At 51.9% G+C, this 25,895-nt stretch carries 26 protein-coding genes; 12 read left to right on the plus strand and 14 right to left on the minus strand.

Features of this window, described 5'->3' with window-relative positions; all coding sequences use genetic code 11:
• Positions 1–48 precede the first annotated feature (48 nt).
• The 5 genes from pfkA (at position 49) to OGY83_RS02225 (ending at position 6,019) form a co-directional block, all read left to right on the plus strand.
• Positions 49–1,011, plus strand: a complete 963-nt coding sequence (gene pfkA / locus OGY83_RS02205; protein ID WP_079939320.1) for a 6-phosphofructokinase — start codon at positions 49–51, stop codon at positions 1,009–1,011.
• A gap of 200 nt (positions 1,012–1,211) precedes the next feature.
• On the plus strand, positions 1,212–2,201 hold the full coding sequence (sbp, locus tag OGY83_RS02210; protein WP_008787024.1) for a sulfate/thiosulfate ABC transporter substrate-binding protein Sbp: 990 nt from the start codon (positions 1,212–1,214) through the stop codon (positions 2,199–2,201).
• A gap of 104 nt (positions 2,202–2,305) precedes the next feature.
• The gene (locus OGY83_RS02215) at positions 2,306–3,055 is read left to right on the plus strand and encodes a CDP-diacylglycerol diphosphatase (protein ID WP_020996109.1); all 750 of its coding nucleotides are present in this window, start codon (positions 2,306–2,308) and stop codon (positions 3,053–3,055) included.
• Between the two features lie 73 nt (positions 3,056–3,128).
• Positions 3,129–4,433, plus strand: coding sequence for an SLC13 family permease (locus tag OGY83_RS02220; RefSeq protein WP_286635130.1), 1,305 nt, complete (start codon positions 3,129–3,131; stop codon positions 4,431–4,433).
• A 113-nt stretch (positions 4,434–4,546) separates the two neighbouring features.
• Positions 4,547–6,019, plus strand: coding sequence for a DASS family sodium-coupled anion symporter (locus tag OGY83_RS02225; RefSeq protein ID WP_003825206.1), 1,473 nt, complete (start codon positions 4,547–4,549; stop codon positions 6,017–6,019).
• A gap of 41 nt (positions 6,020–6,060) precedes the next feature.
• On the opposite strand, the gene tpiA is transcribed toward OGY83_RS02225, so the two are convergent.
• Complete coding sequence (gene tpiA / locus OGY83_RS02230) at positions 6,061–6,828, minus strand: triose-phosphate isomerase (protein WP_003028783.1); 768 nt, start codon at positions 6,826–6,828, stop codon at positions 6,061–6,063.
• 108 nt (positions 6,829–6,936) lie between these two features.
• On the minus strand, positions 6,937–7,536 hold the full coding sequence (locus OGY83_RS02235) for a YiiQ family protein (RefSeq protein ID WP_123269175.1): 600 nt from the start codon (positions 7,534–7,536) through the stop codon (positions 6,937–6,939).
• 100 nt (positions 7,537–7,636) lie between these two features.
• Here OGY83_RS02235 and OGY83_RS02240 point away from each other — a divergent pair, with 100 nt between their 5' ends.
• Positions 7,637–8,065 (plus strand): DUF805 domain-containing protein, encoded by a 429-nt coding sequence (locus OGY83_RS02240; RefSeq protein ID WP_079939324.1) that lies wholly within the window; start codon positions 7,637–7,639, stop codon positions 8,063–8,065.
• A 63-nt stretch (positions 8,066–8,128) separates the two neighbouring features.
• Here the strand turns inward: OGY83_RS02240 and fpr are convergent, their stop codons facing one another.
• The 4 genes from fpr to OGY83_RS02260 form a co-directional block, all read right to left on the minus strand.
• Positions 8,129–8,875, minus strand: coding sequence for a ferredoxin--NADP(+) reductase (gene fpr, locus OGY83_RS02245; RefSeq protein WP_079939325.1), 747 nt, complete (start codon positions 8,873–8,875; stop codon positions 8,129–8,131).
• A gap of 95 nt (positions 8,876–8,970) precedes the next feature.
• Positions 8,971–9,981, minus strand: a complete 1,011-nt coding sequence (gene glpX, locus OGY83_RS02250; RefSeq protein ID WP_003840506.1) for a class II fructose-bisphosphatase — start codon at positions 9,979–9,981, stop codon at positions 8,971–8,973.
• Positions 9,982–10,116: 135 nt separating this feature from the next.
• Complete coding sequence (gene glpK / locus OGY83_RS02255; RefSeq protein WP_186413844.1) at positions 10,117–11,625, minus strand: glycerol kinase GlpK; 1,509 nt, start codon at positions 11,623–11,625, stop codon at positions 10,117–10,119.
• Positions 11,626–11,647: 22 nt separating this feature from the next.
• Positions 11,648–12,493, minus strand: a complete 846-nt coding sequence (locus tag OGY83_RS02260) for an MIP/aquaporin family protein (RefSeq protein WP_003825195.1) — start codon at positions 12,491–12,493, stop codon at positions 11,648–11,650.
• 428 nt (positions 12,494–12,921) lie between these two features.
• On the opposite strand from OGY83_RS02260, the gene zapB reads away from it, so the two are divergent.
• From zapB to OGY83_RS02275, 3 genes are all read left to right on the plus strand, one after another.
• Complete coding sequence (zapB, locus tag OGY83_RS02265; protein WP_005121725.1) at positions 12,922–13,167, plus strand: septal ring assembly protein ZapB; 246 nt, start codon at positions 12,922–12,924, stop codon at positions 13,165–13,167.
• 92 nt (positions 13,168–13,259) lie between these two features.
• Positions 13,260–13,928: a hypothetical protein gene (locus OGY83_RS02270; RefSeq protein WP_286635134.1), complete on the plus strand. Its 669-nt coding sequence runs from the start codon at positions 13,260–13,262 to the stop codon at positions 13,926–13,928.
• Positions 13,925–14,314 carry a hypothetical protein gene (locus OGY83_RS02275; protein WP_286635136.1) on the plus strand — a complete coding sequence of 130 codons (390 nt, stop codon included), beginning with the start codon at positions 13,925–13,927 and terminating at the stop codon, positions 14,312–14,314. The genes OGY83_RS02270 and OGY83_RS02275 overlap by 4 nt, the downstream gene beginning before the upstream one ends.
• A 37-nt stretch (positions 14,315–14,351) precedes the next feature.
• Here the strand turns inward: OGY83_RS02275 and rraA are convergent, their stop codons facing one another.
• The 7 genes from rraA to priA all read right to left on the minus strand — a co-directional run bounded on the left by rraA (position 14,352) and on the right by priA (position 22,338).
• Positions 14,352–14,837 (minus strand): ribonuclease E activity regulator RraA, encoded by a 486-nt coding sequence (rraA, locus tag OGY83_RS02280; protein WP_079939327.1) that lies wholly within the window; start codon positions 14,835–14,837, stop codon positions 14,352–14,354.
• A gap of 92 nt (positions 14,838–14,929) precedes the next feature.
• Positions 14,930–15,859 carry a 1,4-dihydroxy-2-naphthoate polyprenyltransferase gene (gene menA, locus OGY83_RS02285; protein WP_003825185.1) on the minus strand — a complete coding sequence of 310 codons (930 nt, stop codon included), beginning with the start codon at positions 15,857–15,859 and terminating at the stop codon, positions 14,930–14,932.
• Between the two features lie 67 nt (positions 15,860–15,926).
• The gene (gene hslU / locus OGY83_RS02290) at positions 15,927–17,258 is read right to left on the minus strand and encodes an ATP-dependent protease ATPase subunit HslU (RefSeq protein WP_003028803.1); all 1,332 of its coding nucleotides are present in this window, start codon (positions 17,256–17,258) and stop codon (positions 15,927–15,929) included.
• 9 nt (positions 17,259–17,267) lie between these two features.
• Positions 17,268–17,798, minus strand: coding sequence for an ATP-dependent protease subunit HslV (gene hslV, locus OGY83_RS02295; protein WP_003028805.1), 531 nt, complete (start codon positions 17,796–17,798; stop codon positions 17,268–17,270).
• A 91-nt stretch (positions 17,799–17,889) separates the two neighbouring features.
• Entirely contained in the window at positions 17,890–18,864 is a 975-nt protein-coding gene (ftsN, locus tag OGY83_RS02300) for a cell division protein FtsN (protein WP_079939329.1), read from the minus strand.
• A gap of 93 nt (positions 18,865–18,957) precedes the next feature.
• Entirely contained in the window at positions 18,958–19,983 is a 1,026-nt protein-coding gene (cytR, locus tag OGY83_RS02305) for a DNA-binding transcriptional regulator CytR (protein ID WP_003825179.1), read from the minus strand.
• A 156-nt stretch (positions 19,984–20,139) separates the two neighbouring features.
• Positions 20,140–22,338, minus strand: a complete 2,199-nt coding sequence (gene priA, locus OGY83_RS02310) for a primosomal protein N' (RefSeq protein WP_286635139.1) — start codon at positions 22,336–22,338, stop codon at positions 20,140–20,142.
• A gap of 257 nt (positions 22,339–22,595) precedes the next feature.
• Here priA and rpmE point away from each other — a divergent pair, with 257 nt between their 5' ends.
• From rpmE to OGY83_RS02325, 3 genes are all read left to right on the plus strand, one after another.
• The gene (gene rpmE / locus OGY83_RS02315; RefSeq protein WP_008787040.1) at positions 22,596–22,808 is read left to right on the plus strand and encodes a 50S ribosomal protein L31; all 213 of its coding nucleotides are present in this window, start codon (positions 22,596–22,598) and stop codon (positions 22,806–22,808) included.
• A gap of 341 nt (positions 22,809–23,149) precedes the next feature.
• The gene (locus OGY83_RS02320; protein WP_079939331.1) at positions 23,150–23,830 is read left to right on the plus strand and encodes an oligogalacturonate-specific porin KdgM family protein; all 681 of its coding nucleotides are present in this window, start codon (positions 23,150–23,152) and stop codon (positions 23,828–23,830) included.
• Between the two features lie 78 nt (positions 23,831–23,908).
• Entirely contained in the window at positions 23,909–25,333 is a 1,425-nt protein-coding gene (locus OGY83_RS02325; protein ID WP_286635141.1) for an MFS transporter, read from the plus strand.
• 58 nt (positions 25,334–25,391) lie between these two features.
• Here the strand turns inward: OGY83_RS02325 and metJ are convergent, their stop codons facing one another.
• Positions 25,392–25,709, minus strand: coding sequence for a met regulon transcriptional regulator MetJ (metJ, locus tag OGY83_RS02330; RefSeq protein WP_003825168.1), 318 nt, complete (start codon positions 25,707–25,709; stop codon positions 25,392–25,394).
• Positions 25,710–25,895 lie beyond the last annotated feature (186 nt).

The following is a 25,895-nucleotide window of genomic DNA, read 5'->3' on the forward strand; positions in this document are numbered from 1 at the left end:
ACTTCCGGCAGCAGATTTCATTTTGCATTCCAAAGTTCAGAGGTAGTCATGATTAAGAAAATCGGTGTGTTGACAAGCGGCGGTGATGCGCCGGGCATGAACGCAGCAATCCGTGGTGTTGTACGTGCAGCGTTGACGGAAGGGCTGGAAGTCATGGGGATCCATGATGGCTACCTGGGTTTGTATGAAGACCGTATGGTCCAGCTTGATCGCTACAGTGTGTCCGACATGATCAACCGTGGCGGTACTTTCCTCGGTTCAGCTCGCTTCCCGGAATTCCGCGACGAGAACGTACGTGCGGTGGCGATCGAAAACCTGAAGAAGCGTGGCATTGACGCGCTGGTTGTTATCGGTGGTGACGGTTCCTATTTGGGTGCAAAACGCCTGACTGAAATGGGCTTCCCATGCATCGGTCTGCCGGGCACTATCGATAACGATATCAAGGGTACCGACTACACCATCGGTTACTTCACTGCGCTGGGTACCGTTGTTGAAGCGATTGACCGTCTGCGTGATACCTCTTCTTCTCACCAGCGTATTTCCATCGTCGAAGTGATGGGCCGCTACTGTGGCGATCTGACCCTGGCGGCTGCAATTGCCGGTGGTTGTGAGTTCGTGGTAGTTCCGGAAGTTGAATTCAGCCGTGACGATCTGGTTGCTGAAATCAAAGCGGGCATCGCGAAAGGTAAAAAACACGCAATCGTAGCGATCACTGAACACATGTGTGACGTTGACGAACTGGCGCATTACATCGAGAAGGAAACTGGCCGCGAAACGCGTTCAACCGTGCTGGGTCACATTCAGCGTGGTGGTTCCCCGGTTCCTTACGACCGTATCCTGGCATCCCGTATGGGTGCCTATGCCATTGAACTTCTGCTGGAAGGTCACGGCGGTCGCTGTGTCGGTATTCAGAACGAGCAGCTGGTTCACCATGACATCATCGACGCTATCGAAAACATGAAGCGTCCGTTCAAAGGTGACTGGCTGGACTGCGCGAAGAAACTGTACTAATTGCAATTGCCGGATGGCGGCTTGCGCCTTATCCGGCCTACATGATGCAAATCGTAGGCCTGATAAGCGTAGCGCCATCCGGCAAAAACCCCACTCCATATATTCCCCCAAGTTATAGCAAATCTTTTTTTATTCTTTAATGTTTGGATGCCTTTCTGGCACGCTTTGCTCATCACAACATTACATAAGAGAGCTGGGCGATGAACAAATGGGGCGTAGGGTTAACATTATTGCTGGCATCGACCAGCGTTCTGGCAAAGGATATTCAGTTACTTAACGTATCGTACGATCCAACGCGTGAACTGTACGAGCAGTACAATAAGGCCTTCAGCGCGCACTGGAAGCAGGAAACGGGCGACAATGTCGTGATCCGCCAGTCGCATGGTGGTTCGGGTAAACAGGCGACCTCCGTCATCAACGGCATTGAAGCCGATGTCGTGACGCTGGCACTGGCTTACGACGTGGATGCCATTGCTGAACGTGGTCGAATTGATAAAAACTGGATTAAACGCCTGCCGGATAACTCCGCGCCTTACACCTCCACCATCGTGTTCCTGGTCCGCAAAGGCAATCCCAAACAAATTCATGACTGGAACGATCTGATCAAACCGGGCGTGTCGGTCATTACGCCAAACCCGAAAAGCTCCGGTGGAGCTCGCTGGAACTATCTGGCGGCATGGGGCTATGCCCTGCACCACAACAACAACGATCAGGCCAAGGCACAAGACTTTGTGAAGGCTCTGTATAAAAACGTTGAGGTACTCGATTCTGGCGCACGTGGCTCAACCAATACCTTCGTTGAACGCGGTATCGGCGATGTACTGATCGCCTGGGAAAACGAAGCGCTGCTGGCAACGAACGAGCTGGGCAAAGACAAATTCGAGATAGTGACGCCGAGTGAATCTATCCTCGCGGAGCCGACCGTTTCCGTAGTCGACAAAGTAGTGGAAAAGAAAGACACCAAAGCGGTGGCGGAAGCTTACCTGAAGTATCTCTACTCTCCGGAAGGTCAGGAAATTGCAGCGAAAAACTACTATCGTCCACGTGATGCAGAAGTCGCGAAGAAATACGAAAACGCATTTCCGAAGCTGAAGCTGTTCACTATCGATGAAGAGTTTGGCGGCTGGACGAAAGCGCAGAAAGAGCACTTCTCTAACGGCGGTACGTTCGACCAGATCAGTAAACGATAAATAAGTCTGTGATTTACCGACCCGGTGGCCTAACGCGACCGGGTTTTTTATTTGTCATGGTTTTGCGTTACTCTTGCCCTTCAATGGGATACAGGAAACGCGTAATGAAAAAAGCAGGCTATCTTTTACTGGCGGTGATTGTGGTCGCCGCCGCTGCAGGTATCGGGTACTGGAAATTCACCGGCAACCCGGACGCATTACGCCAGATCGTTCTTCAGCAATGCCTGCCGCACCAGCTGCAACAGCAGGATCCTGCACCATGCGCAGAAGTGAAGCCGGATGCCGGATATGTGGTGTTCAAAGACCGTAACGGCCCACTGCAATATCTGTTGATGCCGACCTGGCGGATCAACGGTACGGAAAGTCCGCTGCTGTTGAAATCAGGCACGCCGAACTTTTTCTGGCTGGCCTGGCAGGCGCGTAGCTTTATGAGCCAAAAATACGGCCAGGAAATCCCTGACAAAGCAGTCTCTCTGACCATTAACTCACGTAGCGGGCGTACGCAAAATCACCTGCATATTCATATCTCCTGCCTGCGAACCGATGTCAGAAAGCAGCTGGATGACAACCTGGCGAAAATCAGCACCCGCTGGCTACCATTACCGGGTGGGCTGCGCGGTCATGAATATCTGGCGCGTCGCGTCACGGAAAATGAGCTGGCACAACGCAGCCCGTTTATGATGCTGGCAGAAGAGGTGCCGGATGCACGTGAGCATATGGGCAGCTATGCGTTGGCGATGGTGCGCCAGAGCGATGAATCCTTTGTTCTGCTGGCTACTCAGCGCAATCTGCTGGCACTGAATCTTGCCTCCGCTGAGGAAATTCAGGATCATCAATGTGATATTCTGCGCTAACCCCACCTAATCTGGCGTTTACTCCGCATGCCTGTCCCCGTATTCTTGTTGAAAAAAACAACAGGAGACAGGCATGTCGCTCTGGCTTACACACCCTCTGTTTATCCCCTCTCTGGTGGTTGGCATCACCATTCTGCTCTGGGCTACGTCTCTGCTGCCGGAGTTTATAACGGCGCTGCTGTTCTTTGCCGTGGCAATGGTGGCCAAAATCGCACCACCGGATGTTATTTTTGGCGGCTTTGCGTCCTCCGCGTTCTGGCTGGTGTTTAGCGGCTTTGTACTGGGTATTGCGATTCGTAAAACGGGGCTGGCGGACAGGGCGGCGAGGGCGCTGTCATCGCGGTTGACCGATTCCTGGCCGTTAATGGTGGCGAGCGTAGTGCTGCTGAGTTACGCGCTGGCATTTGTAATGCCATCCAACATGGGCCGCATTGCGCTGCTGATGCCGATTGTCGCGGCGATGGCGAAACGAGCCGGAATTACCGACGGCACGCGCGCCTGGTATGGTCTGGCACTGGCCGTCGGGTTTGGGACGTTCCAGCTTTCTGCGACGATTTTACCCGCTAACGTACCGAATCTGGTGATGAGCGGCGCGGCGGAAGGCTCTTACGGCATCCACCTCAATTATCTTCCCTATTTGCTGCTGCATACGCCGATTCTGGGTTGGCTTAAAGGCGCGGTGCTCATTGTGCTTATCTGCTGGCTGTTCCCTGGCAAGCCGCATGCGCCGCGCGATCTTACGCCGTCGGAGCCGATGAGCCGGGATGAAAAACGTCTGGCCTGGATGTTAGCGGTGGTGCTGTTCTTGTGGGTAAGCGAAAGCTGGCACGGCATTGGCCCCGCGTGGACCGGGCTGGCGGCGGCAGTTATCACATTGCTACCACGGGTTGGCTTTATCAATGGCGACGAGTTTTCCACTGGGGTCAACATTCGTACCTGTATTTATGTGGCGGGTATTCTGGGGCTGGCGATCACCGTCACGCAGACCGGTATTGGTAGCGCCGTTGGCGAAGCGCTGTTACAGGTGATGCCGCTGGATGCGGAAAAGCCGTTTACCAGTTTCCTCGCGCTGACCGGTATTACCACTGCGCTTAATTTTATTATGACGGCGAACGGCGTTCCGGCGCTGTATACCACGTTGGCGCAAAGCTTTGCCGATGCGACGGGATTCCCGCTGCTGTCGGTGATTATGATCCAGGTGCTGGGTTATTCCACACCACTGTTGCCGTATCAGGCTTCACCGATCGTGGTGGCGATGGCGCTCGGGAAAGTACCGGCAAGGGCGGGGATGCTGCTGTGTATCGCACTGGCGGCGGCAACGTATTTGATTCTTCTGCCGCTGGATTACGCCTGGTTTACGGTGTTGGGAAAACTGTAGCTGTATCAAAATGTTAATTTTTTGTTTTGTGAGTGGGTGAATTGTATTATGCGCGGCAATATTGGTTAATGCCTGAGCGCAGATTTGCGCACTGGAAATTCAAGGATTGATTCATGGACAGTTTGACCCCCATCCGCTGTTGGCCTGCCATCATCTCGCTCGTAATTACGCTGACCATCTGGTTTGTTATCCCGTGTCCACCTGACGTAACCCCGCAAGCGTGGCACCTGCTGGCACTGTTTATTGGTACGATCGCCGCAATTATCGGTAAAGCCATGCCGATTGGCGCAATTGCGATTGTGGCGATTATGCTGGTGGCGATGACTGGCGTTACTAACCCCGGCAAACCCTCCGCGGCGTTGAACGATGCGTTGAGTGGTTTTTCTAACCAGCTAATCTGGCTGATCGGTTTATCCATTATGCTGTCGCAAAGTCTGTTAAAGACCGGTCTGGGGGCGCGTATTGGCTACGGGTTTATTGCGCTATTTGGTAAAAGAACGCTGGGTATTGCGTGGGCATTAACCCTTGCGGAAACGCTGATTGCACCCGTAACGCCAAGCAATACCGCACGTGGTGGCGGAATTATCCACCCGGTAATGCGGGCGATTGCGGAAAGCCTTGGCTCGCAGCCAGGCCATGCTGAGAATGGCTCAACGGGCCGTTATCTTGCGCTGGTGAACTACAACATAAACCCGATCAGCTCGGCAATGTTCATCACCGCGACCGCACCTAACCCGTTAATCGTCAGCTTTTTGACGAAGGGGACGGATGGCGTGCTGAACATGACCTGGGGAATGTGGGCTATTGCGGCGCTTCTTCCCGCTCTGGTATCACTGGTTGTCATGCCGATTGTAATCTGGTGGCTCTATCCGCCCGCTATCACGCGCACGCCAAATGCGCCGCAGTTCGCGCGGCAAAAACTGGATGCGCTCGGTCCATTATCACTGGCAGAAAAAATCACCCTGGCGGTGTTCATTCTGCTGCTCTGTCTGTGGGCGGGTGTTCCAGCGATGCTGATGGGCAGTGCCTGGAGCGTAAACCCCACTAGCGCCGCGTTAATTGGTTTATCGATTCTATTGATGGCGGGCGTATTGAGCTGGGATGACATTCTTAAATGCCGCGGGGCATGGGATACGATAGTCTGGTTCGCCGCGCTGGTGATGATGGCGGATTTTCTCAGCAAACTGGGGTTGGTGGGATGGCTGGCAACCAGCGTTGGTAGTGCAATCGATCATCTTGGCGTGCACTGGAGCGTTGCAACGCTGCTGTTGATTCTGCTTTACGTTTACTCGCACTACTTTTTTGCCAGTACTACTGCGCATATTACGGCGATGTTCGCTGCATTCTTCGCCGCAGGATTAGGCCTCGGCGCGCCGCCAGCGCTGCTTGGTTTAATGCTCGGTTTCTCCTCCTCCTTGATGATGTCGCTCACGCACTATGGTACGGGTACTGCGCCGATCATCTTTGGTTCGGGCTATGTCACGCTGGCTGAATGGTGGAAAACGGGGCTGGTGATGAGTGTGGTCAACCTGACTATTTGGGGTGTGACCGGTGCCTTCTGGTGGCACTGGTTGGGATACTGGTAAATTTAATACAGCGGGAGGAGTGCTCCTCCCGCCTTAACAACTTAAGCCTGTTTAGCGGCTTCTGCTGCTTTAACGATGACTGCGAAGGCGTCGGCTTTCAGAGAAGCACCGCCAACCAGCGCACCGTCGATGTCCGGCTGAGCGAACAGTTCTGCCGCGTTAGCTGCGTTTACAGAACCGCCGTACTGGATGATTACTTGCTCAGCGATTTTCGCGTCAGCTTTAGCAATGTGGTCACGAATAAATTTGTGAACAGCCTGAGCCTGAGCAGGAGTTGCAGATTTACCGGTACCGATAGCCCATACTGGTTCGTAAGCGATAACGACGCCTTCGAATGCTGCTGCGCCCTGAGTTTTCAGAACCGCGTCGATCTGACGTGCACAAACTTCTTCAGTTTTGCCCGCTTCGTTTTCTGCTTCGGTTTCACCGATGCACAGAACCGGAGTCAGACCCTGCTCTTTCAGCACAGCGAATTTTTTAGCGATCAGCTCGTCAGACTCTTTGTGGTAAGTACGACGCTCAGAGTGACCGATAATGATGTACTGCGCGCCGATATCTTTCAGCATTTCAGCACTTGTTTCACCAGTGAATGCGCCAGACAGGTTCAGGTCAACGTTCTGCGCGCCCAGAATGATGTGGCTACCGGCAGCGGCGTGTTTCGCCAGGTCGATATACATTTCCGGTGGAGCAATCGCTACTGCACAGCCAGCAACGCCAGCCAGTTCTTTACGCAGATTAGCAACCAGTTCGTTTACCATGTGGCGGCTGCCGTTCAGTTTCCAGTTACCCATCACTAAAGGATGTCGCATTTCATTTCTCCACGCTTGTCAGCGAATTAAGGAATATGGCCGCCCGTCAGGGCAGCATGGTCTGTGAAACAGTATAGAGATTGATCATCCCGAAGGCTTTGCTTTTTGTCATTTATTCGACCCTTCGAGGTTTTCAGATAGTGCCAGCTTAATCGGTTCAACAGCGAAGGTCAGCCCCTTTTCGCCGTTATCTGCAACGACATAGCGAATTGCACCTTCCGTTTCGGCGTAATAGTGCTTTCCTTTGCCAGCGGCGAGCAGTTTTTGCAGCTTTTTCTGGCTCTGTTCTTTCGTCAGTAGCGGTGCGACGGTGCGGATGACGGCGGTCATGTATTCCAGCGCTTTCGCTTTGGCTGCCTTTTGCTCTGGCCCTTGAATTGGTAACCAGGTTATCTGCATGCTTTTGATTTTTAGGGTGCCGCGCTCAAGAGCGGAAGAAGCATACAGGTTTTCATTGATTTTACTGGCCGCGCGGGTGAGATTTGCCCGATCGCGACTGCTGTCGATGGCGCGGAATTCATTCAGGATAAGCTTCGGATTCTGCGTATTAAAGTTTTCGCGAAACTGGCTAATCGACAGGTCAAAGGTCGGCGCGCCCGCCAGTAAATAGGGGGCTGTGGTTGCTGTCGATGGCTCTTCCGCCAGTGCCGCAGTGCTCGCGGTTAAGGCTGAAAACAATAATAAAAACAGTGTAAATCCTTGCTTCATCAATCGTACCTTTCGTTATGACTGACCACGATTAAAACGATAACCGTCGAGCTTGTCAAAAGGGTAAACTGTTCTGGAAGGTAATAATAAAGGAACTTACATGACCATACAGCAGTGGTTATTCTCATTTAAAGGGCGCATCGGGCGCCGTGATTTCTGGATTTGGATTGGCCTATGGATCGTCAGCATGCTGGTTCTGTTTTCGCTGGCGAGCAAACAATTACTTGATATTCAGACCGCGGCTTTTTGTCTGGTGTGTCTGTTATGGCCAACGGCGGCAGTGACGGTAAAACGTCTGCATGACCGGGGGCGTTCCGGAGCGTGGGCGCTGTTAATGATTCTGGCGTGGATGCTGCTGGCCGGAAACTGGGCGATGTTACCCGGCGTCTGGCAATGGGCGGTAGGCCGCTTTGTTCCAACGTTGATTCTGGTCGGTATGCTTATCGATCTGGGGGCGTTTATTGGCACCCAGGACGCAAATAAATATGGTAAGGATACGCAGGACGTAAAGTACAGAGCTGACTCGTAGGCCGGATAAGCGTAAGCGCCATCCGGCAAAATGCCCGGGTGTTTACCGGGCAGTAAAACGCTCTTACCAGTAATGCTCAGCAGTCATATGGCCCGGTCGGCGACGCAGATGTTTGGTCATCTGCCGGGTCTCTTTCAGCAACTGCTGGGTATCGCGCACCATCTGTGGGTTCCCACAGAGCATCACATGGCTGGTGGCGGTATCCATCGGCAAACCCACTGCTTTTTCCAGCTCACCGCTTTCAATCAGCGCGGGGACGCGGCCGGTCAGCGAGCCAGCGGCCGTTTCACGACTGACCACCGTCTGGATGCGTAATTTACCTTCGTAGCGCTTTTCCAGCGCCTGCATCAACGGTAGATAGCTCAAATCGGCGGCATAGCGCGCGGCGTGGACCAGCACCAGATTTTTGAAGCGATCCAGGTCTTTGCCTAATTGCAGAATCGACAAATATGGGCCGATAGCCGTGCCGGTTGCCAGCATCCACAGCGTGTCGCAATCGGGGACTTCATCCAGCACGAAGAAACCAGCAGCTTCACTTACCACCTGGACTTCATCGCCTGGCTTCAGTGCTGCCAGACGAGGGCTGAGTTTGCCGTCGGGAACCGTCACCAGATAAAACTCTAAATCGGGGTTATCAGGGGCATTGACGTAAGAATAGGCGCGCTGGACGCGTTCGCCGTCGATCTCAAGGCCAAGCTTAGTGAACTGACCTGCAGTGAAAGGAAGAACCGGAGCTCGCACGGTCAAACTAAACAAGGCATCGGTCCAGTTCTGTACCTTCGTGACTTTGCCTGTTACCCAATCTGCCATGGTTTTCTCCTGTCTGCTTTGATTGCCTTATCTTCGTTCGTTGGACGAAAGATTTCCAGCCCATATGGGCTGGAAGGCTCTATTGATCAAATCAATTACAGGATGTGCGCCTGCACATCGGGATCTTTACGATCGAGGTAGTGAATCGACTGAATGCGGCGGATCGTACGTGATTTGCCGCGGATCAGCAGCGTTTCGGTGGTCGCGATATTGCCTTTGCGGCTAATCCCTTCCAGCAAATCGCCTTTGGTGATGCCGGTGGCGGAGAAAATGACGTTGTCGCTACGCGCCATTTCATCGAGGCGCAGCGCTTTGCCCGCTTCAATACCCATGGCGGCGCAACGAGCCAGTTCTTGTTCGCCAATACGACGGTTCTCTTCGCTGTCGCCTTTGACATCATGACGCGCCAGTAAACGGCCCTGCATGTCGCCGTCCAGCGCACGGATAACGGCCGCGGAAACCACACCTTCCGGTGCGCCGCCAATGCCGTACAGCACGTCAACTTCACTGTCTGGCATGCAGGTCAGAATGGAGGCTGCAACGTCACCGTCTGGAATGGCAAAGACGCGCACGCCCAGTTTTTGCATTTCGGCGATCGTTTCATCATGGCGCGGTTTGGCCAGAATGGTGACGGTCAGTTCACTCAGCGGCTTATTGAGTGCAGCGGCAACGTTATGCAGGTTGGCTTCCAGCGACAGGTTCAGGTCGATAGACCCTTTTGCACCAGGACCGACAATCAGTTTTTCCATGTACATGTCTGGTGCGTTCAGGAAGCAGCCTTTATCGCCCACAGCCAGCACCGCCAGCGCGTTTGCCTGACCCATTGCCGTCATGCGCGTGCCTTCGATAGGATCGACGGCGATGTCGACCGCATCACCAAGACCGGTCCCGACTTTCTCACCGATAAACAGCATCGGTGCTTCATCGATCTCGCCCTCGCCAATCACGATGGTGCCGTCAATGTTGACCTGGTTGAGCATAATACGCATGGCGTTTACCGCCGCGCCGTCAGCGGTATTTTTATCGCCGCGGCCCAGCCATTTATAGCCAGCCAGCGCGGCCGCTTCGGTCACGCGTGAAAATTCAATGGCAAGTTCTCGTCTCATTGCAAACTCGTAGCTGAAAGGAATGGCGCGAAGTGTAGCACAGGGGAGGGGGCGAGATTATTGATGTGTGTGCGGGGTTGCCCCCGCACGAAGATATTGCCGGATAAGACACAGTCGCTATCCGGCAATGACGTATTACTCGTCGTGATCTTCCCACGCCAGGGCGCGTTTGACCGCTTTTTTCCAGCCGCTGTAACGGAAGTTACGTTCGGTGGTTTCGATGCCTGGGCGGAATTCACGCTCGATGACCGCTTTTTCCTGCAGCTCATCCAGATTCTGCCAGAAGCCTACTGCCAGACCGGCCAGGTACGCCGCACCCAATGCGGTGACTTCGCGGACTTCCGGGCGCTCAACGCGCGTGCCGAGAATGTCGGACTGGAACTGCATCAGGAAGTTATTGGCGACCGCACCGCCATCGACGCGCAGGGCGTGCAGGCGAATTCCGGAGTCAGCCTGCATTGCTTCCAGAACATCACGAGTCTGGTATGCAATAGACTCAAGCGTTGCACGGATGATGTGGTTGGAGTTTACCCCACGGGTCAGACCAAAGATGGCGCCGCGGGCATACGGGTCCCAGTACGGTGCGCCCAGGCCAGTAAATGCCGGAACGACATACACGCCGTTGGTGTCTTTCACTTTGGTCGCGAAATATTCGGAGTCGAACGCATCGCTGATGAGTTTCATTTCATCACGCAGCCACTGGATAGATGCGCCAGCCATAAATACCGCACCTTCCAGCGCGTAGTTCACTTCCCCGGTCGGTCCGCAGGCGATAGTGGTCAGCAGCCCGTTTTCGGACTTAACGGCTTTCTCGCCGGTGTTCATCAGCATGAAGCAGCCGGTACCGTACGTGTTTTTCGCCATCCCTTCCTTCACGCATAGCTGGCCAAACAGCGCCGCCTGCTGGTCACCGGCGATACCGGAGATAGGAATACGAATACCGCCTTTACCACCGATGTTGGTCTGACCGTACACTTCAGAAGAGCGACGCACTTCAGGCAGCATTGCACGCGGAATATCCAGCGCATCCAGCATCGTGTCATCCCAGTCCAGGGAGTGGATGTTGAACAGCATGGTACGCGAGGCGTTGGTGTAATCCGTTACGTGTACGCGCCCCTGCGTCATTTTCCAGATAAGCCAGGTGTCTACGGTACCGAACAGCAGTTCGCCGCGACGAGCGCGCTCACGCGAGCCTTCTACGTGGTCGAGGATCCACTTCACCTTGGTACCGGAGAAGTACGGGTCAATAACCAGACCGGTGTTGTTACGGATGTACTCTTCCATACCGTCACGTTTGAGCTTTTCGCAGATATCCGCGGTACGACGGCACTGCCACACAATGGCGTTATAGATTGGTTTACCGGTTTCGCGTTCCCAGACGATGGTGGTTTCACGCTGGTTGGTAATACCGATCGCTGCAATTTCATCGGAACTGATATCGGCTTTCGCCAGAACTTCTACCAGCGTGGAGCTTTGGGTCGCCCAAATTTCCATCGGGTCATGTTCTACCCAACCTGCTTTCGGGTAGATTTGTTCGAATTCGCGCTGTGAAACGGCAACGATATTCGCATCGTGGTCCATTACGACCGCGCGGGAGCTGGTGGTGCCCTGGTCGAGCGCAACGATATATTTTTTTTCAGTCATAATTTTTTGTCCCGTAGTCACATTACTGCGAAGCTTTTTGTTGAGTGTTGGCCGCAACGTCTTTCTCTTCAATCGCGCAGACATCGCACGGTAAATGACGACCAATCAGTTTGCGATATGCCCATGCGCCCAAAATCGCGCCGGTAATCGGGCCAAACACCGGAACCAGGAAGTAAGGGATATCACGACCACCCGTGAAGGCAATCTCACCCCATCCGGCCATCCAGGCGAAGAGTTTCGGTCCGAAGTCACGTGCCGGGTTCATCGCAAAACCTGTCAGCGGACCCATGGAAGCACCAATAACGGCAATCAACAAGCCGATCAGCAGCGGTGCCAGCGGACCACGAGGCACACCGTTACCATCGTCGGTCAGAGCCAGAATCAGCCCCATTAGAATAGCGGTAATGACCATTTCAACCGCGAAGGCCTGCACAAAATTGATATGCGGGTTCGGATAAGTGGAGAAAGTACCTGCCAGACCCAGGCTCTCGGTACTGCCGCGTACGATATGGTTAGTTTGTTCGAAATCGAGGAAAAGATTGTAATAAAGCCCGTAAACCAGTGCCGCTGCGCAAAAGGCGCCGGCAATTTGCGAAATAATAAATGGAACAACTTTGCGTTTATCAAAACAGGCGAACAGCCAGAGTGCGATGGTTACCGCGGGATTCAGGTGTGCACCAGAAACGCCTGCGGTCAGATAGATAGCCATCGCTACCCCCAGACCCCAGATGATACTGATTTCCCACTGACCAAAAGTAGCCCCAGCTACTTTGAGTGCAGCGACACAGCCCACACCGAAGAAAATCAACAACCCGGTACCGAGGAATTCAGCAATGCACTGGCCTTTTAAGGTTGAGGTTTGACTCATAATCGGATCCTGAAGAGAGTTTAATGTTTATTGTGTGCGAGAAGGTCACTGACATCCCCGGAGCCGGTAGGCACACTGTTAATTTATCGTTAACGCTCAAAAACGAGAAATATCGAAATTAAAATGTGTGTACTGCATCAACAAAATGAGCGTTTTCGCGCCATTGTGCGGTATTTGTTATACAAAAATAGTGTGAGCTGAATCATTTCACTGAACAATCTGTTAACACTTAAGAGTTATGACAGTAATGTCACCAGGAGAAAGACTAAAAGTGTTGCAAACCGCAATCTGCGCGGGATGCCGCTGGACAGGGATGACGCGGCTTCATACAATCGGTGTTAAGTAGAGTGCGCTCGTTTTTATTAAGGCGTCGCCGGTTATCGGGACGAGGATTTTTATCCATCAACGCCTTGCAATTCAGGAGAGGTATGACGATGTCATTAGAAGTGTTTGAGAAACTGGAAGCAAAAGTACAGCAGGCGATTGATACCATCACGCTGTTACAGATGGAAATCGAAGAGCTGAAAGAAAAGAACAACTCACTGTCGCAGGAAGTTCAGTCTGCACAGCAGCAGCGTGAAGAACTGGAGCGTGAGAACAACAGCCTGAAAGAACAGCAGAACGGCTGGCAGGATCGTCTGCATGCCCTGCTGGGTCGTATGGAAGAAGTCTAATTCTGATTTCTTGAAAAAGGCATCCATAATGGATGCCTTTTTGCTATGTAGAGATTAGGATATCGTATTTTTTAAATATCAAAGAATACGATATGACAAAAAGAAACGATATTATTGATGATTCGGATCGACTTATCACCAGAGATATTAGATATGGTCTTATCTATACAGAGAATTTAGGATGGATTGATTTAGGCCATGCTAATCCGGCAGGGGCTGAAAAATTATGGTTTGAAATGACAAGGCCTCGTGGTGGTGATAGTGATTTTTATGAAGTGAATTATCATCAAAGTATGTCCAAAAACATTCATGGCATAACTATCAATACTGGTATATATCGTAGATTTATGGTGCGCCGAGGATTGCAGGAGCGAACCTTACAAGGTATTGCTTTATCAATATTCTTAGGTACGTCACATCGCTTTGAGTCCTTACAGGACTTTTGGCCTTATGTTTATTTAACGGATAGTGGTTATAGTGCTGAAGATTTGGTCTCAAATCTATTTAGTTTTTACCAAGCGGTAAATTATGCGGATTACACCTCTTACCTTCAGATATGCTCGAAAGAAAAGGCTTATCGAATCTGGGACTTCTATGGCCCAGTTGGTGAGTTTAAGAATAAAAGTGTTATTCCGTTACTATTTCCTGACCCTATCAATAAAGATAAGAGACATGAACCCTATTCGGGTGAATTACCTTTATTTATGGATGTAATAAGACCTATTGCTAATCCTGATTATGTTCGGGAAATCCATATATGAAATCCAGGAGATCAGGCTTTATTATTGTGTTTATGCTTTTTATTGCGTTATTTTACTGTCATTTTATGGTGAGCATCTATACAGAAAAACTCTACACTCAGCAGAATTTATTATTTTATCATCTGCTAACACCGAAACTTCTTAAACAGGTTCCAAGGATATCTAACGACTGGTTTTTTGTAAGCTATGCAGATAATGGTAGTCATCTTCAACGCAGTGAGATAATTTTTACCGGGATACAAAAGAGTGGCATTCAGATAGCTGAGGATAAATTAAATGCTTATATCGAAACTTATCCTGTCAGTCGTGAGACGATGAGTATCGTTGTCGAAGAAAAATATGAAAAGTATGATATTAAAGTCATTCATTACGAATCAAATGAATGAAAAAAAGGCCATCAAATTTGCTGATGGCCTTTTTTGATTACTCGATATCGAGCGGGTCTTCGGAGAGGATTATCCCGGTGTTGTCGGCGTACAGGTGGTCGCCGGAGAAGAACGTTACGCCGCCGAAGTTGACGCGCACATCGCTTTCCCCAATGCCTTCACCTGAGGCGCCTACCGGAATCGCGGCAATCGCCTGAATGCCGATGTCCAGCTCTCCCAGATCGTCTACCTGGCGGACAGAGCCGTAGATGACCAGACCTTCCCATTCATTCTGTACGGCCAGTCGTGCCAGTTCGGCATCGACCAGCGCACGACGAACAGAACCGCCGCCATCGACCAGCAGAACACGACCACGGCCATTTTGTTCGAGCAGATCGTACAGCAACCCGTTGTCCTCGAAACATTTTACCGTGATGATTTGTCCGCCAAACGACGCCCGTCCTCCAAAGTTAGAGAACAGCGGTTCCACGACGTTGACATCTTCCTGATAGATGTCACAAAGCTCGGATGTATCGTATTTCATAGGCTTAACGTTCAGTTGCTGCGAGAATTTTTAGTATATCGCGCTATGTGTACTGTTGGCAAAATCATCAATTGTTAATTGATATTTGTCAGTTAAAGGGACCACTGACTTAAGAAAATTCCAACGACAAACAGCAGGTTAGTTAACAATGCCGCTTTTACGGTGCGTTCCAGCATCGGACGCATTGCTGCCGGGTCCATCTCGCGCATTACATAGCGAGCCTGTTTGATCAGCAGCGGAGCGGCGAGAATAAACAGCCATCCCCACAGACTTTGCAGTGAGAACAGGTTGAACAGTGCCAGACAGACTAGCGTCCCCATCAGCAGGCAGGCGTGGTAGCGGCGGGCATTGACGGCGCCTAAACGCACGACCAGCGTGTTCTTGCCGTTCTCTCTGTCGCTGTTGATATCGCGCAGGTTGTTGACGTTGAGCACGGCGGTTGCCAGCAGGCCGCAGGCGGTGGCAGGCAGAATCAGCGCTGGAATCAACGTATGCGCCTGCAGATACCAACTTCCCATTACGCTGAGCCAGCCGAAGAATACCAGCACAGAAATATCGCCCAGGCCGATATATCCGTAAGGGCGATTACCCACGGTGTAGGTGATCGCGGCGATAATCGACAGGCCGCCGAGCACCAGGAAACCGACAAAATCCGCCAGCGTGTGACAGGCTACAGCAACCAGGGCCAGCCCGGACAGACAGATCAGCACCACGGTGACGATCAGCGCGCGCTTCATCTGCTGTTGGGTGATGACCCCTTTTTGCATACCGCGCAGCGGTCCAATACGGTCGGGCTTGTCGCTGCCTTTGACGGCATCGCCATAGTCGTTAGCAAGATTGGACAGAATTTGCAGCAGTCCTGCCGTAATCAGTGCCAGCAGAGCAACCAGCGGATCGAAGTATCCTTGCCACCATGCTAATGCCGTACCGACGATGATCGCCGCGAAGGCGAGCGGTAAGGTCTTAGGTCGTAAACTTTCCAGCCAGGCTTGTGAGCGGCTAATTTGTTGTTGTTCAGTCATATTTAGCGCCAATAAAAATGGGGCTTTATCAGCCCCATCAACAGTGATGAAAATGCATTGAACGCGATTATAGGATAAAACGGCTCAGATCTTCATCTGCGACCAGCGCATCCAGATGTTTGCTCACATATTCGGCATCAATTGTGATGCTTTGGCCGTTCAAATCGCTCGCATCATAGGAAATATCTTCCATCAGACGTTCCAGAACGGTATGCAGACGACGTGCACCGATGTTTTCGGTTGTTTCGTTGACCTGCCAGGCCGCTTCGGCAATGCGTTTAATACCGGACTCAGTGAAGTTGATGTCCACACCTTCAGTCGCCATCAGCGCTTTGTACTGTACGGTGATGGAGGCATTCGGTTCGGTAAGGATACGCTCAAAATCGCTGGTGGTCAGCGCCTGCAGCTCGACACGAATCGGCAGACGACCCTGCAGTTCCGGGATCAGGTCGGACGGTTTGGCTACCTGGAATGCGCCAGAAGCGATAAACAGAATGTGATCTGTTTTCACCATGCCGTGCTTGGTGGAGACCGTACAGCCTTCAACCAGCGGCAGCAGGTCGCGCTGTACGCCTTCACGGGACACGTCCGGGCCGGAGGATTCACCGCGCTTACAGATTTTGTCGATTTCGTCGATAAACACGATCCCGTGCTGTTCAACGGCATCGATAGCTTCCTGTTTCAGCTCTTCCGGGTTCACCAGTTTGGCCGCTTCTTCTTCAATCAGCAGCTTCATCGCGTCTTTGATTTTCAGCTTACGCGGTTTTTGTTTCTGACCGCCGAGGTTCTGGAACATGGACTGCAGCTGGCTGGTCATCTCTTCCATTCCCGGAGGCGCCATAATTTCAACGCCCATCGGTGCGGCCGCGAGATCGATTTCGATCTCTTTATCATCCAGCTGGCCTTCACGCAGTTTTTTACGGAATGCCTGACGTGCTGCAGAAGGTTCCTGCGGCTGCTCTGACTGTCCCCAGTTATTTTTAGCCGGTGGGATCAGCACGTCGAGAATGCGCTCTTCCGCCATCTCTTCGGCACGGAAGCGGTTTTTCTCGATTGCCTGCACGCGGACCATTTTAATGGCAGCATCGGTCAGATCGCGGATGATGGAGTCAACTTCTTTACCAACATAGCCGACTTCGGTGAATTTTGTTGCTTCGACTTTGATGAACGGCGCGTTGGCCAGTTTTGCCAGACGACGGGCAATTTCGGTTTTACCGACGCCGGTCGGTCCAATCATCAGAATGTTTTTCGGCGTGACTTCATGGCGCAACTCTTCGTTGAGCTGCATACGACGCCAGCGGTTACGCAGGGCGATCGCCACGGAACGCTTCGCGTTATCCTGGCCGATGATGTGTTTGTTCAGTTCGCTGACAATTTCGCGTGGGGTCATTTCAGACATGGGGGATCCTTACGCTTTGGAGTTCAATTCTTCGATGGTATGGAAGTGGTTGGTATAAATGCAGATATCCCCTGCAATATCCAACGCTTTCTCAGCAATCTCGCGTGCGCCAAGCTCGGTGTTTTCAAGCAGAGCGCGTGCAGCAGCCTGGGCGTAGGGACCGCCGGAGCCGATAGCAATCAGATCGTTTTCTGGTTGGATGACGTCGCCGTTACCGGTGATGATGAGCGATGCAGTTTCATCTGCGACGGCCAGCAGCGCTTCGAGTTTGCGCAGCATACGGTCGGTACGCCAGTCTTTTGCCAGTTCAACGGCAGCTTTCACCAGGTGACCCTGGTGCATTTCCAGCTTGCGTTCAAACAGTTCAAACAGCGTGAATGCATCCGCAGTACCGCCCGCAAAGCCCGCGATGACTTTATCGTTGTACAGACGGCGGACTTTCTTCACGTTGCCTTTCATTACGGTGTTACCCAGTGTGGCCTGACCATCACCGGCGATTACCACATGGCCGTTACGGCGTACGCTTACTATTGTTGTCACGAGCAGACCCCTTGGTTACAAATGCAATGTACAGGCCCCGCACAGTGTGCGGGGCGTAATGCAAGTATAGATGGGGGGGATTTTGGGGGTTTCAACCCCCAGTGGAGAGTCGAATGCAGTTTGTGTGACCAGCAACCTTCAGGCGGCTGATGGTGTTGTCGGCATTCTCTTTGCCTTTGACCGGACCAATGACCACACGATTCCAACCGTTATTGGTGGTAATACGGGAGTTAAAGCCTTCAAAGGCCAGCTGTGCCCGTACGGTTTCTGCCTGCTCAGCGCCTTTAAATGATCCGCACTGAACCATCCAACGGCGTTCATCTTTTTTCTCAGCCGTCTGTTTTGGCGGCTGCGTTTCATTGGTTATTGGCGCGGCCGGCTGCGTTTTCGGTTGAGCTGCGGCGGTATGCGCCGGTGTTTGCAGCAGATCCTGATACGGCTGTTGCGCCGCCGGTTTTGGCTGCGGTTTCGGCTGCTGTACCGGTGCGGCTTGCGCTGTACGTGTTTGCTGCTGCTGGTAAGGCTGTTCCGTTGCCCGCGGACGCGGCTGCTGAGCCTGCTGCTGTGCGTTATTCCACTGCTGCTGTTGCACCTGACGCTGACGCTGCAACGTTTGCTGGCGCTGTTCAGGCGTTTGCTCGTTCCACGGTACTTCGTTGAGCTGTGTCGGCTGTTGACGCATATCAGCCTGCATTTGCGCCAATAGCTGGCGCTGCTCATTGGTTAGCTGATCGGCGTTCAGCACCTCGCCGCCCGCAGACGGTTCGGTAGGCGCACGTACGCCAGGCTGACGGCTTTCCAGCTCTTTGATGTATCGCCAGCGCTCTTCCGGTTTTGGTGGAATGCCATTACCGGTGACTTTCTGGTTTTGCAGCGTTTCGGACTCTTCTTTCTTGTGATGCGTAATGAAGTACAGACCACCGATAAAGGTCACGAGTACGGCTGCAGCAATAGCAACCATTGCGGGCGATACCGCAGGCGTATTGCGTTGTTTTTTCCGTGATGTGCTCTTCTTGCGCCGCGAAGGTGCCGGTTGGCCGCGACGTACATAATCTCGTTGTGCCACTATCGTTTCGCTGTATTTATTCGTTCGTCAGCCCGCCATGTTACTTAAGCGGCGGGCCTTTGACCAGACAGGGGAGTCCGAAAGCACTTTACTTTACGTCAGTGCCCGGGTAGTACCCCGAATAATAAGCTCGCAGTCCAGTAAACGTGAGCCACTGCTGACGCTCTGCCCTTGTAATTGATCGAGCAGTAACAGCATAGCTTCACGTCCGATATCGAAACGCGGCTGTGCGACGGTTGTCAGGGGTGGATCACAAAATTCCGTGAGCGAAATGTTATCAAAGCCAATAATGGATAAATCATCAGGGACTTTCAGACCCTGACGTTTGGCGTAAGAGAGTGCGCCCAGCGCCATGACGTCGCTGTGACAAAAGACAGCGGTAGGCGGCTGCGGTAGTTCAAGGAGCTGCTTCAACGCATTGGCTCCCGCTTCATAGGTAAAGTCACCGCGCGCGATGAAATGTGGATCGACCGTAATTCCGCTGCGACGTAATGCCTGAACGTAACCTTGCAGACGATAATGGCACAGCGGCATATCTTCGGGTCCGGCGATACAGCCAATGCGTTTATGCCCCAGTTCCAGCAGATAATTCATCGCGTTAAAGGCGGCGGTGAGGTTATCAATGTGGACGGTAGGGAGTTCCAGCTCTGGCGCGAACTCGTTGGACATGACCATTGGCGGTAAATTGCGCTGTTCTTCCACGCTGGCATCAAACGGCAGGCGCGAGCTGAGCAGTACCATGCCATCGATCTGCTTAGTGATAATGAGGTTAAGAAACGTCTTTTCCTGTTGGTTCTGGTGCGCGCAGTCGCCAATAAGCACCAGGTATCCCTGTTCTGCGGCAGTCACTTCGATACCACGAATCACTTCGCTAAAAAACGGATCGCAGATATCGGGCACAATCACCAGAATGGTACGCGACTCATTACGCTTGACGTTGCGTCCCATTGATTGGGGTAGATATCCCACTTCCAGCGCTGCCTGCTCAACCTTGTTACGGGTTGACTGCGAGACTTTGTCCGGGTTCATTAATGCGCGGGATACGGTTGCCGTTGAGACTTTCGCCTTCAGAGCAACATCTTTCATCGTAGCGGCGGCAACCTGCTTATTCGGTTTCACTCTTTCTCCTCGCCAGAGAGCTGCTGGCACAGACTCGTCCCTGGATGACCTTCATCTGAAACATTTTTATCAGATAGTGAATGGAAGCGGTTACAGAATTTTCATAAAAAGTGTGATGGATCTTTAATTTTACGATCCGCCTCGCATCGTGAGGGGTTATCCCTCGATGGGATCGACATCCAGCACCCATTTAACCTTGCGTGCATCGGGTAGTGTATTGATCAGCGCTAGCGTGCCGCTGACGATATGTTGCAGGCGAATTCGTGATGGATGTTGCAACAAAATTTGCCAACGATAGCGACCACCGCGTTTGGGCGCCAGGGCGGGAACCGGGCCGAGCACCCAGAGTCTGTCATCGGCCAACGGACTGGCCTGGATCAGATTCCGTAGCTGCTGCAAGAACATTGGCGCATGCTGGTTGTTATGATCTTCTGCCCGCACGATCACATGGCTGGTCCAGGGTGGGAGCTGGAGCGTTTGTCGCTCGGCCAGCGCCTGTTCGGCAAACGCGTCATAGCCTTTATACAGCAAGGTTTGCAGCAGCGGATGTTCAGGATGGTGCGTTTGCAGTACCACTTCGCCTTGTTTCCCGGCGCGTCCGGCACGGCCAGAGACCTGCGTGTAGAGCTGGGCGAAGCGTTCCGCTGACCGGAAATCTGCGGAGAACAGCGCGCCGTCAACGTCCAGCAGCGCCACCAGAGTGACGTCCGGGAAGTGGTGGCCTTTGGCCAGCATTTGCGTGCCTATAAGAATTCGTGCGCCGCCGCGATGCACTTCTGCCAGATGCTGCTCCAGCGACCCTTTACGGCTGGTGGTGTCGCGATCGATGCGTGAAATTGGCACGCCGGGGAAAAAAGGTGCCAGCGCCTGTTCAAGCTGTTCGGTGCCGAGCCCTACCGGAACCATATGCGTCGAGCCGCAGGAAGGGCACTGACGCGGTATCGGGCGCTGGCTGTCACAGTGGTGGCAACGCAGGTGGTGCTGCGCCTGATGTAGCGTGTAGTAGTGATCGCAACGCGGACATTCGGCAATCCAACCACAGTCGTGGCACAGCAGCGCAGGCGCAAAACCCCGGCGGTTCAAAAACAGGATCACCTGGTTATCCGCCTGCAGGTGCTGACGCATCCGGGCGATCAGCGCAGGGGCGAGCCCAGCCTGCACCTGCTGACCTTTGAGATCCAGCACGTGCTGAGTGGCTGGGCGCGCATTTCCGGCGCGACGCGTCAGGCGCAGCATGCGATATTTGTTCTGCCGCACGTTACACAGCGTTTCCAGCGCCGGGGTGGCTGAACCGAGAATAATCGGGATCTGCTCACTATGGGCGCGGTAAACCGCGAGGTCGCGCGCATGATAGCGCCAGCCTTCCTGCTGTTTATAAGAGCTGTCGTGCTCTTCGTCGATGACAATCACGCCGAGATTTTTAAACGGCGTAAACAGCGACGAGCGTGTGCCGATAACAATTGCCGCTTCGCCATTTTTTGCTTTCAGCCAGGCGGAAAGACGTTCACTGTCGTTTAAACCGGAGTGCAGGACTTCGACCGGCGCATTGAAACGTTCGCGAAAACGGGCAATAGTTTGCGGCGTCAGGCCAATCTCCGGCACCATCACCAGCGCCTGCTTGCCCTGGGCCAGGACGTTTTCCAGAACGCTGAGATAGACCTCTGTTTTGCCTGATCCCGTTACGCCCGCTAATAGCCAGGCGCTAAAACTGTCTGAGGCGCTGTGAATCGCCCCGACCGCGGTGGCCTGCTCGGTGTTCAGCCGCAGACGCTCACCGGTAACCGCATAGTGCGTACGCCAGTCGCTAAAGCCTGGCGTTTCGCTCGCCAGATCGCACAGCCCTTTTTTCCGCAGTGCCTGTAATGCGGCGTCATTAAATTCCAGTTCAGCCACCTGGTCGCGCCAGATTTTCCCCTGGCGTAATGCAGCCAGCGCCTGTTGCTGCTTGGGAGAACGCTTCAGGCTGTTGAGGTCAATAACCTGGCCTTCTTCAGTAGCAAACCAGTACCACATGGGCGCGTTTGTCGCCGGGCGTCCCTGGCGCAGTAAAATTGGCAGAGCGTGAAACAGTACGTCACCGATGGGATGATGATAATAATCAGCCGCCCACAACAGCAGACGCCAGACAGAGGTCGAGTAGACGGGTTCGCTGTCCAGCACTTCGAGAACGGCTTTCAATTCGCTCCGCGGCAGTTCACTGTGCTCGCTGACGGAAAGGACGATACCCACGCGCTCCTGCTGCTTGCCAAAGGGCACGCGTACACGACACCCTGCTTTGGCGCTCATGCCGTCCGGCAGGAGGTAGTCAAAGGTGCGAGGTAGCGGAACAGGTAAGGCAACGTGCGCAACGGGCATTGAATCATCCTGACTTGAAATCTGGCGGGTTAGTATACACATTAGTGGAGGGTAGAATGCGGATCAGTTTGCATGGGCAGGTTAATTTCTGTATGATTCGCCGCCTTTGATGCAAATTGATTGCGTCAAATACTGACCATTACCCGAGAGTTTCAGGCTGTTGATGCAGCGTGAAAGGTGACGGGGAATAATTAACATCGCGTGGTGTCTGGCGTTAGGGCTGGAAGAGCGACGCGGCCTTAAACCGAGGTTTTCCCATGAAAAAAGATATTCACCCGAAATACGAAGAAATTACTGCAAACTGCTCTTGCGGTAACGTCATGAAAATCCGCTCTACCGTCGGTCACGATCTGAACCTGGACGTGTGCGGTCAGTGCCACCCGTTCTATACTGGCAAGCAGCGTGATGTTGCTACCGGTGGCCGTGTTGATCGCTTCAACAAGCGTTTCAGCATCCCAGGCAGCAAGTAAGTTTCAGCTGTCAGAAAAAAGCGCCTTATGGCGCTTTTTTTGTTTCTGCGGTTCAGAACTGAAATATATATTGATGTATTGAATGATCTATTTTATTCAATAAGTAAAGCATTGTTTTATTTTTTTTCGATTAAATATTTGTACTGGTGATCTGCGTCCTTTTTATCTTCTGTCTTTTGCCACTTTTACCAGTTCCTGGCAAAATGCCAAAGGTTTCTGCTTTCTTTCTAAAATACACTTTTGTGGAAATATAAAATTAATCTAAAAGCCTTTTTGTTTTCCCATTTTATGGACAAAACGAAATGGATAATTTCCGTTATTGAGTATGAAGAGGGATTGTCATGAAATTGAAATCTGCGTTATTACTGATTCCATTATTCTCTGCGGCCGCACAAGCAGGTTATGTTGATTACCGGCATGAATATTATGACGATGGACGTAATTACGATCGTGTTTATATGTCTCACCGTTTTGCTACGGGTTTCGGTGTGGCAGTAGAAGCCATTTCTCGTTCCGAAAACACGCAATCAAATGATGCGTGGAATAATATGGAAAGTAACGGCAACGAGTACACCGCAAGCTACCAGTTCACCTGGCAGGGTCTTGTCTGGCAGCCCGGCATTGCGATCGAAACGGGCGATAATATCGCGATTTATAAGCCTTATATCCGCGTGCAGTACAACATCAACGACAGCTGGTGGACCGCGTTCCGCTATCGCCAGGAGTACATGCGCAGAAACACTGACGGCAAAGATGACCGCATGGTTTATCGTCCGGAAGCTTGGCTTGGTTATAACGTCAATGACTGGATGTTTGAGCTAAATGGGATTTATAAAATTGCCGATAGTGAAGATTTATATAACAACCGGAAAGATGATTATGAATATAACTTCCGCGTGGCGTATAAACTAGGCTCATGGGTTCCATTTGTTGAAGTTGGCAACGTTTCCTCGGGTTATAACACTACCACCACAGACGATCGTCAGACCCGTTATCGTGTCGGTCTTGGTTATAACTTCTAATCGGTAATAGTTTTCGTATCGGCTGATTACGTCGATAAGCATAGTTTGTGTGAATAATATGTCTAAGGAGTTGACATCATGTCTAATGATGGAACTATTATCGGAAATAATGAAACCACTGCCATCAGACCTTTCGGAATTCGGGATAAAATTGGTTATTTATGTGGTGACCTCGGAACCTGTTTTATTCTTGGCTTAGTTAATAGTTTTTTAATGATTTATTACACTAACGTCCTCGGTATTTCCGGCGTTATTGTTGGCTCACTCTATTTTGTCACCAAACTCTTTGATGCATTCGTCGATGTTGGTGTAGGGCGCTTATGCGATACCTCTAAACTGACGGTACATGGACGTTTTAACCCGTGGGTGCGTCGCATGAAGTATCCATTTTGCATCATTGCGGTTGTCCTGTTCCTGCCGTTTGTGAATGATTTTTCTTATACGGCGAAAATTATCTACATCTGCTGCTCCTATTTCATTTACGGTTCGCTGTTATCGACCGTGAGTATTCCGTACGGTGCTATGTCTGCGGCGATTAGCTCGAATCCGGATGATCGTGTATCGCTTTCAACCTGGCGTAGCGTTGGGTCAGCCATCGGTGGCGGGACAACCGGCTTTTTCATTCCGATCCTGATGTACACCACCCTGGTGGACGGAAGCCAGGTGATTTCCGGGCAACACTTCTTCTGGATTTCCATTGGTTGCGCAGTGCTGGGCTTGATCTTTTTATCCTTGACCTGTCATTTAACGACGGAACGCGTGCGCGTGGAGAGAAAAGAGAGCATGCCTGTTTCGGTGTTGCTGAAGGGACTGGCACGCAATAAGGCGCTGATTGTTTTAGTGGTTGTGGATTTGCTGATTGTAATTAATCAGGGGTTGTCCGGTACCAACATGACTTACCTGTTTAATGACTATTTCCACAATAAAGAGGCGATGTCAGTCGCGTTGCTGTTTACCTTTGGTTCCCTGGTTTTGCTGGCGCCATCAGCATCCTGGCTCACGAAGCGGTTTGGTAAAAAAGAAGCCAGCGTAGGCGCGTTGCTTTTTGCCGTGGTCATGTATGTGATTATGTACTTTGTCCACATTACGGATGCCAAGGTCTATCTGGTTTTCTTGTTCCTGGCGACGCTGGGAGCAGGGTTATTCAACCTGATGATTTGGGCGTTTATGACTGATGTTTGTGACTACCACCAGTATGTCACAGGCGATCGCGAGGATGGCACGGTTTATGGTGTGAATTTCTTTGCGCGCAAGGTTGGTCAGGCATGCGCAGGGGCGATTGGTGGCTTTATGTTGGCTATCATTGGCTATCAATCATCGTCAACAGGTGGAGCAGTACAAACCAGCATTGTGCAGGAAAATATTTATACGATGGCTAATCTCTTGCCGGCGCTATGCCTGTTTTTGGCGGCGGTCATTCTGATTTATTTCTACCCATTGAACCGTACGGAAACGCTCAAAATGGAAGAAAAATTGAATAAACTCAATGGTATTAGTAAGTAACACAGTGAGAAAAGGCGGGAGCATTCCCGCCTCTACACGCCCATTGCCGTTCTAACTATCAGTATTCCCACGTTTCCGGGTTGATACCCAGTTCACGCATGATTACCTTTGCTTCTTCCGGGATTTCATCACTGCGTTCTTTACGCAGGTCGTCATCGTTGGGTAAGGGTTGCCCAGTAAAAGCATGCAGAAACGCTTCACACAGCAGTTCGCTGTTAGTGGCGTGGCGCAGGTTGTTCACCTGACGACGCGTGCGTTCATCGGTAAGGATTTTTAACACCTTCAGAGGAATGGAAACCGTAATTTTTTTGACTTGCTCACTCTTCTTACCGTGCTCAGCGTATGGGCTGATATATTCGCCGCTCCATTCAGCCATGAGATACCTAATCCTCTTCGTCATTAATATTGAGGCCAGAACCTGAGCCCGGACCATAATTGCGCGTAGTTTATCGTAGTGGCGTGGCCCTGACACGAAGTAAGCCGACGCAGATGTACGCTAATGCATATAATTTTAACGGCTATTTCCAGTTTGCTCAATCTATACGCAAAGAAGTTTAGATGT

It is taken from the genome of Citrobacter sp. Cpo090 (genome assembly GCF_030332665.1).
Classification (GTDB): Bacteria; Pseudomonadota; Gammaproteobacteria; order Enterobacterales; family Enterobacteriaceae; genus Citrobacter; species Citrobacter portucalensis.